A 13,588-nucleotide genomic window follows, 5' to 3' on the forward strand; every position below is an offset into this window, starting at 1 on the left:
ACACCCGTTCCCATACCGAACACGGAAGTTAAGCTCTTTAGCGCCGATGGTAGTTGGGGGCTTCCCCCTGTGAGAGTAGGACGTCGCTAGGCAATGTAGACAGTCAGCTGAGTGCTGGCTGTTTTTTATTAAAGTAATTATTATGGACAAAGCAATGTAAAGGGCAACTACAAAACACTAGTTATTGTAGTTGCTCTTTTTCTGTGTGCTTATTACTGTACTCTATCCAAAAATTTAGTGTTTTCAAGACTACTTCTTGAGGATTAAAAATTGATGAACCCAATATCTCCAAACCTAACACTGAACACTTCCAAAGATAGTTTATAAAATCTAATAATTTACATAGAGAATATAAAAATGAAAAAATATAAAAAAACCATAAAAAAATATTGCATGTATCATTTTTCTATGATATATTTATAAATGTCTTAAAGAGGTCCCGTGGTGTAGCGGTTAACATGCCTGCCTGTCACGCAGGAGATCGCCGGTTCGATCCCGGTCGGGACCGCCATTATAAACGATAATATAGTTCTTATGATGCTTTTAAATCATAAGAACTTTTTTTATTGTTAATATAAGGAAATTAGTGGATATCGATAAAATTGGTTCTATAATATTTGTTGGGGTATCCATAGATTTTTAGATTAAAGTTAATGCCCCAACACTCATATCGAAAAACTCGTTAGCAAAGGCCTTAAGCTGTATGTGTCAACAAACTGAGAAGGCTTGCAGGTAGTTACCAGACTGCTTGAGGAAACAAGTAGAGCAGTAACATGAAGACTGATAATCAGGTTTTACGAGTGATTAATCACCCGTTTAACTTTCTTTGCTTTCGTTGATTTTGAGGTTAGAGTCTTGCACCTGACGCTTCGCTTTCGATACAGGAAACTTACTGCCTGTTAATGAGGGCGACTAATTTTTATCGATCCCTCTCGTGTAAAGGAATTTGGAGGTGTTAGCATGAGAAATTATTTCTACATAAAACGTCTTAATATAAGTTTGCTTATAGGTGCTGCTGTAATACTAGCAGGATGTGGTGATCCTATTTTAGACATAGAGGAGTCCAATGCGTACCATTGGCAAAAAAATATGAATGAAGCCGAATTTGAAAAATTAAAAGAAGGCATGTCATATATGGAAGTAGTAAAAATTGCAGGGGGAGCAGGGGCCATGATAAAAAAAGATCAATACCACTGGAATGATGAAATACTTATGACAAAAACCTATATAGTACGATTTAAAGATGATAAATTGGTTGATAAAAAGGTTAGTGAGGTAAAGGAGCATAAAAAATAAGCACGTTTTTTATAAGCGTGTTTTATTTTATTTAGCACATAGTTTAGTATCGTCAGCGATAATTTAGCCCAGGCATAATTGTTTTCAGGCTAATGACGAATGCTATTTTGCATAAGCTGTATGGAAGTGACGTTGAAACTATCTCAATTTTCTCTAGAAGTTATATGGCAAGGTCTGCCTTGTATTAACCTTTATCATATCTTTTTATCATAGCTTTAATGTAGTTTCAGTTTTAGGACTCACCCCATGATGAGCATCAGCTTAGAGTGAAAATACTTTTGTTTATTAGATTCACAGTAATTTATATTTTTTGTCGACAAGCTGCAACAATTACGCCAAGGTGTAATTGTTTTTTTGAAATCCATTGGATGTTTTGAACATTTACGCTTGTTTCGGTAAACTAGAAGTAATGGAGCTAAGAGAGGAAAAAGAGATGATGTATGAAAAAATAATGAATTCACTTGATGATACTGAGCATTTTGCGTTGAAGCTAGCAAGCTTACTAGAAGCCCAGGATACAATTACATTAGAGGGTGATTTGGGCGCTGGTAAGACGACATTTACGAAAGCATTAGCGAAGGGACTTGGCGTGAAGAGAACGGTCAATAGCCCGACATTTACGATTGTAAAGCAATATGAGGGGCGTTTACCATTTAATCATTTAGATGTTTATCGCTTAGCAGAAAGTGATGAGGATCTTGGATGGGACGAACTATTTTATGGTGATGCGGTATCAGTTGTTGAATGGGCTCATTTGATTGAACAGGATTTACCGCAGGAGCGTCTTGGAATAGAAATTTATCGAATCGGAGAAAATCAACGACGATTTGTATTAATACCTCTTGGAAAGCGATATGAGGCATTATGTGAGGAGCTAATGAGATGATTTGGTTAGGGATTGAAACAGCGAATGCACCACTTTCTATAGCTGTAATAAGGGATGGAAAAGTGATCGCAGAGATTGTACAAAATATAAAATTAACGCATTCAGCAGGTGCTATGCCAGCCATTGAAGAAGTGCTAGCAAAGGCAGGCATAAAGCCAAGTGAGTTGGATGCGATTGCTGTATCAGAAGGACCTGGTTCTTATACCGGTGTACGAATAGGTGTGACGCTTGCTAAAACATTAGCATGGACATTGAAAAAGCCTTTAGTTGGAATATCTAGCTTAAAGACATTGGCCGCAAATGCAGCACTATATGATGGGTTTATTTGTCCTATTTTTGATGCGCGAAGAGGTAATGTCTATACGGCTGTATATAAAGGTTGTGAGCTTGAAGTGATTATGGATGACTACCACGATCATATTGATGGCTTGTTAGAACGTTTACAGACTTTAGAGGCACCAGTTTTATTTGTTGGAGTAGATGTAGATATTTTTTGGCATAAAATCGTAGAAATGCTAGGTGATTATGCGCAACGCTCACCGATTAGTAATGATTTACCACGAGCAAGTGAAACGGTTCGATTAGCGACGAAAGTGGAACTACCAAGTGTGGATGCAGTTCATCATTTTGTCCCGCAATACAAACGTATTGCAGAGGCGGAGGCGAATTGGCTGAAGGAACAAAAGGAGAAGGCACATGAGTAGTAATGTAACATATCGTAAAATGGTATCTGATGATGTTCCAGTAGTATATGAAATTGAGCTTGCTACATTTCCTACACCATGGTCGTTAGATTCTTTTTATTATGAAGTGCATGAAAATCAGTATGCACATTATGTGCTAGCTATAGATGAATATAATAGCATAATCGGTTTTTGTGGAATGTGGATGGTTATAGACGCGGCGCAAATTACGAACGTAGCCGTTATAGAGGCTGCTCGAGGTCGTGGAATTGGTGAAGGTTTAATGCGAGAGGCAATGCGTATTGCTAGAGAGCGTAGTATGGAAGTCATGAGTTTAGAGGTACGAGTAACAAATACAGTTGCTCAAAATCTTTATCGAAAGCTTGATTTCCAAGATGGTGGCATACGTAAAGGCTATTATACAGATAACGGGGAGGATGCCCTTGTCATGTGGGTGAATTTATGATGGAAGATCGAATGATATTAGCAATAGAATCGAGCTGTGATGAAACAGCAGCAGCGATTATTCGAAATGGCTCTGAAATTGTTTCAAATGTGGTTGCATCTCAAATAGAAAGTCATAAACGATTTGGTGGGGTTGTCCCTGAAATTGCATCTCGTCATCATGTTGAGCAAATTACAGTGGTCATAGAAGAAGCCTTAGCACAGGCAAATATGAAGCCGGCTGATTTAGATGCTGTGGCAGTTACGGAGGGCCCTGGTCTTGTAGGTGCATTATTAATTGGAATTAATGCAGCGAAGGCCTTTGCATTTGCCAATAATTTACCGATTATAGGTGTACACCATATAGCTGGACATATATATGCTAATGCGCTCGTGCAGCCAATGGAATTCCCATTGTTAGCACTTGTTGTATCAGGTGGCCATACAGAGCTAGTTTATATGAAAGAACATGGCTCTTTTGAAGTCATCGGTGAGACGAGAGATGATGCAGCAGGTGAAGCTTATGATAAGGTGGCGCGTGTTTTAGGCTTACCGTATCCAGGTGGTCCACGAATTGATAAATTAGCATATGAGGGAGATGAGGCTGTATCATTCCCAAGAGTGTGGTTAGAAGAAGATTCTTATGATTTTAGTTTTAGCGGCTTGAAATCAGCGGTTATTAATTATAAACATAACATGGATCAACGTGGTGAAGAAATTTGTCCAACTGCCGTTGCCAAAGGGTTTCAGGATAGCGTAGTGGAAGTGTTAACAGCAAAAACATTACGGGCAGCTCGCGAATATAAAGTGAAACAGGTTATTGCAGCTGGGGGTGTAGCGGCTAATAAGGGCTTACGTACATCACTTGAGACGATATTTGCTGAAGAAGACATACCATTTTTCGTGCCGCCATTAAAGCTGTGTACAGATAATGCCGCTATGATAGGGGCAGCAGCAACGCCTATGTTTGAAGCAGGTATTCGAGGCAATTTATCAATGAACGGTCGCCCTGGAATGGAGTTAAAATCCTGGGTTTAACTTCTTTCAGCGGGTGTCCAAACACCCGCTGAAATAGAGGAACTCAGTCTAAGAACGCCACGTCCTGTGGCATTACCGAAATGACCGACATCGTGTCGTCCCTCGTGCAGGCCTAAGCACAAAGCCGATTTCGGACGCAATTATGCTGAGGCATAATTGATTATAGAAAAAGAGGTGTTTTAGATTTGATTCTAAAATACCTCTTTTTGCTTTTGTAAAAAAATTGTTGAGAAAACAGTGTATATAAGAAAATTTGAATCCGATTAGTTGACAAATTTTTCAGAAAATTATCCACAGGTAAGATAGAAATAAAACAGCGAACATCCGTACTTATGCACAAAATGTTGATAACTTGTGCATAACTTGTGATTATTCAATATATAGTAGCCTATTTTGTACAAAATGATGTGAATAAAATATTTTTGAATTGTGGACAATGTGGAAAAGTCTGTTGATATGTTGGCATTACTAGATTTATAGTGTGTATAAAGTTGTGGGCATTTTTTGTCGAAAAATAGCACTTGACCAATATATATGAAAAATCAAGGCGAGTAAAGTAAAAAGCCATGCGACAAGGCACATGGCTTTACAAGTTTTATCCCACCTCAAGAGGGATGTATAATATTTTCAAGTTCTTCACTTAGCTCAAGCCATTCCATTTCGAATAACTCATACTGTTCCTTAGCAGTTGATAATTCCTCTTGAAGCTGTGTAATTTTTTCGTGGTCTGTAAAAATCTCAGGATCGCAAAGAGCTTCTTCTAAGCGAGCTATTTCAAGATTTACGTGCTGCATTTTCCCCTCTAGTTCTTCAAGCGCGCGTCTAATTTGGCGCTCTCGTTTTTTAGCCTCTTTATCAATTTTAGAGGTAGAGATCTTCTCAGGTACATCAGCTTGTACTTGTGGTTGAGCGGCAGCCTTCATTTGAGCAATTTCTAATAGCTCTTGTTTCTTCTCAAGATAATAATCATAGTCCCCTAAATACTCAAAGGAACCATCGCCAGATAGTTCGATTACTTTAGTAGTAATTCGATTGATGAAATATCGGTCATGCGATACAAATAAGAGCGTTCCAGGATAATCGATCAGTGCGTTTTCCAGTATCTCTTTACTATCTAAGTCTAAGTGATTGGTAGGCTCATCGAGAATTAAGAGATTGGCCTTTTGCATCATTAACTTAGCTAATGCAAGTCTAGCCTTTTCTCCACCAGATAAAGACGACACGATTTTATCTACATCTTCTCCACTGAATAAGAAACGGCCTAGTACCGAGCGAATATCTTTTTCATTCATTAAAGACCATTCATCCCATAGCTCTTTTAGAACACTTTTATTGCTCGATAGCTTTGCTTGCTCTTGATCATAATAACCAATTTGAACATTTGTACCATAGCGAATCTCTCCGGAGAGTGGTGGCAAATCTTTGACGATGGTTTTTAATAAAGTTGATTTACCAACACCATTTGGTCCAACAAGTGCAATGCGGTCTTCTCGGAAAGTGCGTAATGTGACGCCGCTTGATATTTTCTTATCACTATAACCTATAGCTAAATCATCAATAGATAATACATCGTTACCACTTTGACGTTCAATTGTAAAACCGAAGCTTGCTGACTTTTCATCACCCTCAGGGGATTCCAGCCATTCTGTTCGTTCAAGCATTTTACGACGACTTTGTGCCATTTTAGTAGTAGAAGCACGAGCTATGTTTTTTTGAACAAATTCTTCAAGCTTGGCCTTCTCATCTTGCTGTCGTTCATAAAGCTTCAAATCACGCTCATAATTTTTCGCTTTTTCATCTAAATAGGCACTATAATTGCCTGTATATTTTGTGACGCGATGACGAGAGACTTCGTAGACAATGGAAACAACCTGGTCTAAGAAGTAGCGGTCATGGGAAACAATTAGAATAGCCCCTTCGTAGCCTTTTAAATATGATTCCAACCATGAGAGAGTTTCAATATCTAAATGGTTAGTAGGTTCATCGAGTATTAATAGGTCAGGTTTACTTAACAGAAGCTTAGCAAGAGCTAACCGAGTTCGTTGTCCCCCTGATAGTGAGCTAATTGGCTTTTCGTAATCCTCAGGATAAAACTGCATGCCATGAAGCACAGAACGTGTATCAGATTCAAATTGATAGCCACCCGCATCCTTAAAATTATGCTGCAAATGATCGTATTCAGACATTATTTTTGCATATAAAGTAGGATTTTCATAAACAGCTGGGTCGGCCATTTGTTGTTCTAATGATCGGAGTGTTTGTTCTTGGGCAATAAGCGGCTCAAAAATTGTCATCATTTCATCCCAAATCGACAATGTTGAGTTTAATCCAGCATGCTGCTCCAAATATCCAATTTGTATACCTTTAGGGATAATAATATCGCCAGAGTCATATGACATTTGACCAGCAATTATTTTAAGTAAAGTAGACTTACCAGCACCGTTACGACCTACTAATGCAACGCGGTCACGATGTTGAACCTCTAATTTTACGCCACTTAAAATTTCATCTGCAAGGAAGGATTTATATAGTTGATTGACCTGTAAAACAATCATTCTTGACACCTCAATTCTTCCTTAGTGTAATGGATGAGCGATTGGCTTGCAATGTCGATGCTTTACTTATTCCAAGCTGTCATGTAAGATTGAAACGATTTCCCTTTAGTTAGTGGCGTAAAAGCGCCATTAACTAAAGGGAAATCCTCCAGTGAATATTATAAACTTAGAAATTTAAGCAAGTATCATAAATAGAATTTGATACATTTTAAGGAGGAAAAAAGTTTGAAACAAGAATTAAAAATTCCACAAGCCACTACGAAAAGACTTCCTCTTTACTATCGTTTTATTCAAAACTTTGCACAAGAAGGCATGGAACGCATTTCGTCGAAGGAACTGAGTGAAGCGATGAAAATTGATTCTGCAACTATTCGCCGTGATTTTTCTTATTTTGGTGCTCTTGGGAAAAAGGGATATGGCTATGATGTGCAGCATCTCTTGGAATTTTTTAGTCAAACGCTCGATCAACATGAAGCGACAAAAGTAGCGTTAATTGGTGTAGGGAATTTAGGTAGTGCTTTATTAAAATATAATTTTCAAAAAAATCACAATACTCACATCGTTGTGGCATTTGATTCAAAGGCCCCAAAAGAAGGGAAAATGATTAGCAATATTCCTGTTTTTCACCCTGACTTATTGGAAGAAAAGTATGCAGAATATGGAGCGGAGCTTGCAATTTTAACAGTTTCACCACGCTCTGCACAGAAAATGGCAGATAGATTAGCAGCGATGAACGCAAAAGGAATTTTGAACTTTACGCCAGAGCGTATTACTGTACCAGACAAAATGCAACTTTTAACAATTGATTTGTCGGTAGAATTGCAGGCGCTCATTTATTTAATTCGTAATCAGGAAGAGTGATAATTGTACATAATTTAACTTCTTTCAGCGGGTGTCGAAACACCCGCTGAAAGAAGTTAAAGCCTCCGGCGGATGTCACGGAAATCGGAAAGGAGTTCTTTGTGCAAGCACAAAGCCGATTCCGGACGCAATTATGCCGAGGCATAATTGATAGTATAGCTCTCACAGTTTCTGTAAAATAAGTATGAAGTAAAATGCGAGAATGACGAAAAACTTTCACATATAATTAGTTAGCTAAATGGCGAAATATGCGTTAAAATGATGGATATAAAGAGGAGGTGGCTTTAATGGGTGGTATTGGTCCTATGAGCCTCATTATTATCGGAATTGTCGCATTACTAATTTTCGGTCCTAAGAAGTTACCGGAGCTTGGTAAAGCATTTGGTTCAACATTACGTGAATTCAAAAATGCTACTAAAGGATTAGTCGACGAAGATGATGATGATAAGAAAAAGAAAGAACTAGATAAGTAAAGTTAGGATGTTTGAGGATGAATCCAAAAGATCTAACTGTTATTGAGCATATAGAAGAATTAAGAAAACGGCTTTTTATTGTTGCCGTTTTCTTTGTTCTCGCTATGGCTGGCGGCTTTTTTGTTGCGAAGCCGCTTGTTAAATACCTTCAAATTACTGGAGAGTCTTACAATATAACACTTCATGCGTTTGATGTAGTAACACCACTTGCAATTTATATCCAAGTCGTTTTTTTAATAGCATTTATTCTATCTTCGCCGGTATTGATGTACCAATTGTGGGCTTTTATTAGTCCAGGATTAAGGGACGTAGAACGAAAAGCAACTTTAAGCTATATACCGTATTCATTTTTATTATTTTTAGCAGGGTTGTCCTTTTCATATTTTTTACTATTCCCTTATGTCATAAAGTTTATGATGAATTTATCAAATGAATTGGAAATTCAGCAAACGATTGGCATACATGAATATTTTACGTTTTTATTTAAGCTTACAATTCCGTTTGGTTTCCTTTTCCAATTACCGATTGTAGTCCTGTTCTTTTCGCGTATTGGGATTTTATCTCCTGAGTTACTAATTCGTATTCGTAAGTACTCATACTTTGGTTTATTTGTATGTGCTGCTTTAATCGCACCGCCTGAATTAGCTTCGCACTTAATGGTTTCAGTGCCGTTGTTTGTTCTTTATGAAATTAGCATTATGATTTCTCGTATTGGCTATAAAAAATATTTGAAATCAGAGGAAATGCGGATGAAAGAAGAACAAGAGGCTGAGCAAAAACGCCAGATTGAAGAGGCGCTGGAACAGCAGAGACGTCAAATCGAAGAATTGAATCAATAATAATAGAAGCTCGATGCTAATTAGTAGCATCGAGCTTTTTCGTCGTTATTTATAAATTTAATAGTTCAATTAGAAATCAGTGGAGAGAAAACTCTCACTCATTTTTATTGCATTTTTTCTAGTTGTTCAAGAAACTTTTGCAATGGTTCTGCATACAATTGTACAAGTGTCACAAAACCGTTCAGCATGACATGGGCGATAATAGATGTCCAAATGCGTTTTGTTTTGTGATATAAGAAGGCAAAAATCAATCCACAAATTGTATAAAGCAAGATATGAGAGAAGTCGAAATGAATAAGTGCAAAGAAAATGGCGCTTACTATACCGGCTACCCAGAAATTAGTTGTTTGGACAAGCGATCCAAAAATAACACGGCGGAAGACGAACTCTTCTAATATTGGTCCAAAAACGACAATCGCTAATATCGCAATAGGAGCGCCTTTTGCAATTCCAACAATATCAGCTGTATTTTGCGATCCACCTTGGATACCGAATATAGCCATTTCGATAGCTGCGCCAATCATTTGGCCAATGAAAACTAAGAAGAAACCAATAATTCCCCACATAATTGACAGTGGTATCGTTTCTTTCTTACCTTGATAAATATCCCAAAATGCTTTATCGCGGGATGTTAGAATTAAGCTTAGAATTAACGCAATGGCAAAGCTAAGTGCGATATACCAGCCTTGCGTAAGCGGAGCGGCTTGCTCACTAGGTAAACCGGTGGTACTCATAACAAGTTTGTGAAACGGTTGTGCCAGCCATTTACCTGATATTTGCATGAGGATATAGATCAGTAAAACATAAAGGGCTGTTTTTTTATGTTTATTTATTTTTTGAGAATTGTTCACAGTCAAAATCCTTTCCATTCATTATGCTACCTTTCTATTGTAGAGGAATATGGAAAGAAAACAAAATTTTTCGAAGTTCTGACTTGCAAAAAAAAGTGTGATTGATTATCATAATAATTGTGTTAGCACTCGACTATATAGAGTGCTAATAAACTTTCAAACATATACTTAATTAATAGGAGGTTGTTTCACTTGTTAAGACCACTAGGAGATCGTATTGTAATCGAACTAATCGAAGTAGAAGAAAAATCTGCATTCGGTATTGTACTGCCAGACTCTGCAAAAGAAAAACCGCAAGAAGGTAAAGTTGTAGCAGTTGGGACGGGTCGTATTTTAGAGAACGGACAACGTGTAGAGCTTGACGTAAAAGTTGACGACCGCATTATTTTCTCTAAATACTCTGGTACAGAAGTTAAATATGAAGGTAATGAATACCTAATTTTACGCGAAAGCGATATTCTTGCAATTATTGAATAAGTTAATACTTTTAAAGTAAATACCTTTAGTGATTGTCATAGATAAACAAATAGATAGATGGCAATGACAGTATGGCGAAATTTCTATAAATATATTGATGAAGCTTAACGAATATTCCATTTCAGGAGGGTAAATTCAAATGGCAAAAGATATTAAATTCTCAGAAGACGCGCGTTCATTAATGCTACAAGGTGTAGATAAATTAGCAAACGCAGTAAAAATTACTTTAGGGCCTAAAGGTCGTAACGTAGTTTTAGAAAAAAAATTCGGTTCACCACTTATTACAAATGATGGTGTAACAATTGCAAAAGAAATCGAGCTAGAAAACCCATACGAAAACATGGGGGCAAAATTAGTAGCAGAAGTTGCTTCTAAAACAAACGAAATCGCTGGTGACGGTACAACAACTGCAACAGTATTAGCGCAAGCAATTATTCGTGAAGGCTTGAAAAATGTAACAGCTGGTGCAAACCCTGTAGGTATTCGTAAAGGGATCGACAAAGCAGTTGCAGCAGCCCTTACAGAATTACACGCTATTTCTCGCCCAGTAAGCAACAAAGAGGAAATCGCACAGGTTGCGGCAATCTCTGCTGCTGATGATGAAGTAGGGCAATTAATTGCAGAAGCAATGGAACGTGTGGGTAACGATGGTGTTATTACAATTGAAGAATCTAAAGGCTTCACAACTGAGCTTGATGTAGTTGAAGGTATGCAATTCGACCGTGGTTATGCATCACACTACATGGTAACAGATACAGATAAAATGGAAGCGGTATTAGATAACCCATACATTTTAATTACTGATAAAAAAATTACAAACATCCAAGAAGTATTACCATTATTAGAACAAGTGGTACAACAAGGTCGTCCACTATTAATCATTGCTGAAGATGTTGAAGGTGAAGCTCTTGCAACACTTGTAGTGAACAAACTTCGTGGTACATTCAATGCTGTAGCGGTTAAAGCTCCAGGATTTGGTGACCGTCGTAAAGCAATGCTTGAAGATATCGCAATTTTATCAGGTGGTCAAGTAATTACAGAAGAATTAGGCTTAGACCTTAAATCAGCTGATATTACATCACTTGGTCGCGCTGCGAAAGTTGTTGTGACAAAAGACAATACAACAATCGTAGAAGGTGTTGGCGGTGCAGATGCAATCGAAGGCCGTATTGGTCAAATCCGTGCTCAGCTTGCTGAAACAACTTCAGAATTCGATAAAGAAAAATTACAAGAACGCCTTGCAAAATTAGCAGGTGGTGTAGCAGTCATCAAAGTTGGTGCTGCAACAGAAACAGAACTAAAAGAACGCAAACTACGCATTGAAGATGCTCTTAACTCAACTCGTGCAGCAGTTGAAGAAGGCATCGTATCAGGTGGTGGTACGGCACTTCTTAACGTATATGCAGCAGTTGAAAAAGTTGCAGATACAGAAGAAGGCGACGTAGCAACTGGTGTGAAAATTGTTCTACGTGCTTTAGAAGAGCCAGTTCGTCAAATCGCGAACAACGCTGGTCTTGAAGGCTCAATTATCGTAGATCGCCTAAAACGCGAAGAAATCGGTGTAGGCTTCAACGCTGCAACAGGCGAATGGGTAAACATGATGGAAGCGGGCGTAGTAGACCCAGCGAAAGTAACTCGCTCAGCTCTACAAAACGCAGCATCTGTCGCAGCTCTATTCTTAACAACAGAAGCAGTTGTAGCAGACATTCCAGAAGCAGCTCCAGCAATGCCAGATATGTCTGGTATGGGCGGCATGGGCGGCATGATGTAATCTACGGCTCTAACCAAATAAAAATCACTTCTCAAATTTGAGGAGTGATTTTTTTATGCTTTAGCGAATATTTTTCAGTGAATCGCTGATAGAATATGGACAATCGCTGATAAACCTCCGACAATCGCTGATAAAAATAGCAAAATCGCTGATAAAATCCCAACAACCGCTGATAAAGATAACAAACCTGCTAATAAAACTCCGAAAAAGAGCTTTAGAGTTATTCTTTTTGCTTCAACCTAAAATCAGGAGAAATATTAGAGATAAGAGCATAATCCATTTCTTCTCCTCCTTGAGTTGATAATTGCACAAGTAAAGATTCTTCGGTATTTGTGGGATGTATAGCGCTTGTTTTTATAGTAATCACTTGAACACCGGTTCTTCTTGGATTTCCAACAACGACCACCTGATTCCCCAACGTATAAACTGCTGTAATATCAGATTGGAACGCGACAATATATAAATCTAAATCAGCTTTATTTTGAAACATTGGAATCGTGAATCCCATATTCTGTTCAAAGTCGTACCATTCAGAAAGAGCAACATCGTAATTCGTAAATAGTCGATGCAGATCATAATGAATTCTAGTTGGAACATAGCTCCACCGACCGATTGAGCTATGCCAATATTCTTCATAAGCGGGTCTCTTATAACCAGGATTATTGACGATAACCTCATAAGGAATAGTTGTACCATTCTCTATCACCTGTGAAAGTGTAACAAATTTTGATGGGGGAGATAATTCTGGAAAAGGAGAATCAGGAATTGTTTTGGGTTTTATCGACTCAAGGCTTTCCAAACGATTCTCTAAGCCTTTTATTTGTGCTCTAAGTCCATTAACTTTATTTGATTCTTTTGCATCGAAAGAAGATACAATGCTCAAATTAATTAATATTAGGCTAATCATACATAAAGTTATTTTTTTTACGCTACACATTATTTACCTCTCTATATACTGTGCTCATTAAATGAGGGAATATGTAGTATTGCTGAAAATTTTATAGACATGTTTCCACTTCCTTAGTTTTTTATCAGTCAATAATAGTTTCTAATAAACAATAACAAGGCTATCCACTAGTTCATGTTTGAACTTCTAGATAGCCTTGGTGCTACAGTCTTTTATTTTGAACTTCCAAATATGTCAGGTGACAAATCTACATTCCCGGTAGGTTTAATCCAGGGAATCCTGGTAAACCTGGTAGGCCTGGTAAGCCAGGAGATTGCCCGCCTGGAAATGGCATAGGACGTGGTGGATATGGCTGTGGCGGATATGGCTGCGGAGGACGTGGTGGATATGGTTGTGGCGGATATGGCTGCGGAGGACGTGGTGGATATGGCTGTGGCGGATATGGCTGCGGAGGACGTGGTGGATATGGTTGTGGCGGATATGGCTGCGGAGGACGTGGTGGATATG

Annotated in this window: 13 protein-coding genes, 1 tRNA gene and 1 rRNA gene; 12 read left to right on the forward strand and 3 right to left on the reverse strand. The window is 38.1% G+C overall.

Features of this window, described 5'->3' with window-relative positions:
- The 7 genes from rrf to tsaD form a co-directional block, all read left to right on the forward strand.
- Positions 1 to 92: ribosomal RNA gene (gene rrf / locus ABH968_RS27135) — 5S ribosomal RNA — on the forward strand; the annotation flags it as partial.
- 343 nt (positions 93 to 435) lie between these two features.
- Positions 436 to 511: transfer RNA gene (locus ABH968_RS27140), tRNA-Asp, on the forward strand.
- A 449-nt stretch (positions 512 to 960) separates the two neighbouring features.
- Positions 961 to 1,296: a hypothetical protein gene (locus ABH968_RS27145; protein WP_370049051.1), complete on the forward strand. Its 336-nt coding sequence runs from the start codon at positions 961 to 963 to the stop codon at positions 1,294 to 1,296.
- A gap of 436 nt (positions 1,297 to 1,732) precedes the next feature.
- The gene (gene tsaE / locus ABH968_RS27150) at positions 1,733 to 2,182 is read left to right on the forward strand and encodes a tRNA (adenosine(37)-N6)-threonylcarbamoyltransferase complex ATPase subunit type 1 TsaE (RefSeq protein WP_370049067.1); all 450 of its coding nucleotides are present in this window, start codon (positions 1,733 to 1,735) and stop codon (positions 2,180 to 2,182) included.
- Entirely contained in the window at positions 2,179 to 2,886 is a 708-nt protein-coding gene (gene tsaB / locus ABH968_RS27155; protein ID WP_370049053.1) for a tRNA (adenosine(37)-N6)-threonylcarbamoyltransferase complex dimerization subunit type 1 TsaB, read from the forward strand. Before tsaE ends, tsaB begins: the two co-directional genes overlap by 4 nt.
- Positions 2,879 to 3,331 (forward strand): ribosomal protein S18-alanine N-acetyltransferase, encoded by a 453-nt coding sequence (gene rimI, locus ABH968_RS27160; RefSeq protein WP_370049054.1) that lies wholly within the window; start codon positions 2,879 to 2,881, stop codon positions 3,329 to 3,331. Before tsaB ends, rimI begins: the two co-directional genes overlap by 8 nt.
- Positions 3,331 to 4,347 (forward strand): tRNA (adenosine(37)-N6)-threonylcarbamoyltransferase complex transferase subunit TsaD, encoded by a 1,017-nt coding sequence (gene tsaD / locus ABH968_RS27165; RefSeq protein WP_370049069.1) that lies wholly within the window; start codon positions 3,331 to 3,333, stop codon positions 4,345 to 4,347. Before rimI ends, tsaD begins: the two co-directional genes overlap by 1 nt.
- Before the next feature lie 605 nt (positions 4,348 to 4,952).
- Here the strand turns inward: tsaD and ABH968_RS27170 are convergent.
- The gene (locus ABH968_RS27170; RefSeq protein ID WP_370049071.1) at positions 4,953 to 6,902 is read right to left on the reverse strand and encodes an ABC transporter ATP-binding protein; all 1,950 of its coding nucleotides are present in this window, start codon (positions 6,900 to 6,902) and stop codon (positions 4,953 to 4,955) included.
- Between the two features lie 225 nt (positions 6,903 to 7,127).
- On the opposite strand from ABH968_RS27170, the gene ABH968_RS27175 reads away from it, so the two are divergent.
- The 3 genes from ABH968_RS27175 to tatC all read left to right on the forward strand — a co-directional run bounded on the left by ABH968_RS27175 (position 7,128) and on the right by tatC (position 9,075).
- Positions 7,128 to 7,763, forward strand: coding sequence for a redox-sensing transcriptional repressor Rex (locus ABH968_RS27175; protein WP_370049056.1), 636 nt, complete (start codon positions 7,128 to 7,130; stop codon positions 7,761 to 7,763).
- A 287-nt stretch (positions 7,764 to 8,050) separates the two neighbouring features.
- Complete coding sequence (locus ABH968_RS27180; protein WP_370049058.1) at positions 8,051 to 8,236, forward strand: twin-arginine translocase TatA/TatE family subunit; 186 nt, start codon at positions 8,051 to 8,053, stop codon at positions 8,234 to 8,236.
- A 17-nt stretch (positions 8,237 to 8,253) separates the two neighbouring features.
- On the forward strand, positions 8,254 to 9,075 hold the full coding sequence (tatC, locus tag ABH968_RS27185) for a twin-arginine translocase subunit TatC (RefSeq protein WP_370049060.1): 822 nt from the start codon (positions 8,254 to 8,256) through the stop codon (positions 9,073 to 9,075).
- A 104-nt stretch (positions 9,076 to 9,179) separates the two neighbouring features.
- On the opposite strand, the gene ABH968_RS27190 is transcribed toward tatC, so the two are convergent.
- Positions 9,180 to 9,944 carry a CPBP family intramembrane glutamic endopeptidase gene (locus ABH968_RS27190; protein ID WP_370049062.1) on the reverse strand — a complete coding sequence of 255 codons (765 nt, stop codon included), beginning with the start codon at positions 9,942 to 9,944 and terminating at the stop codon, positions 9,180 to 9,182.
- A 174-nt stretch (positions 9,945 to 10,118) separates the two neighbouring features.
- On the opposite strand from ABH968_RS27190, the gene groES reads away from it, so the two are divergent.
- Both groES and groL read left to right on the forward strand, forming a co-directional pair.
- Positions 10,119 to 10,403, forward strand: coding sequence for a co-chaperone GroES (groES, locus tag ABH968_RS27195; RefSeq protein WP_049667833.1), 285 nt, complete (start codon positions 10,119 to 10,121; stop codon positions 10,401 to 10,403).
- A 139-nt stretch (positions 10,404 to 10,542) separates the two neighbouring features.
- On the forward strand, positions 10,543 to 12,174 hold the full coding sequence (groL, locus tag ABH968_RS27200; protein WP_370049064.1) for a chaperonin GroEL: 1,632 nt from the start codon (positions 10,543 to 10,545) through the stop codon (positions 12,172 to 12,174).
- A gap of 220 nt (positions 12,175 to 12,394) precedes the next feature.
- Here the strand turns inward: groL and ABH968_RS27205 are convergent, their stop codons facing one another.
- On the reverse strand, positions 12,395 to 13,111 hold the full coding sequence (locus ABH968_RS27205) for a hypothetical protein (RefSeq protein WP_370049065.1): 717 nt from the start codon (positions 13,109 to 13,111) through the stop codon (positions 12,395 to 12,397).
- Between the last annotated feature and the right edge of the window lie 477 nt (positions 13,112 to 13,588).

The organism is Lysinibacillus sp. RC79, assembly GCF_041262405.1.
Lineage (GTDB): Bacteria > Bacillota > Bacilli > Bacillales_A > Planococcaceae > Lysinibacillus.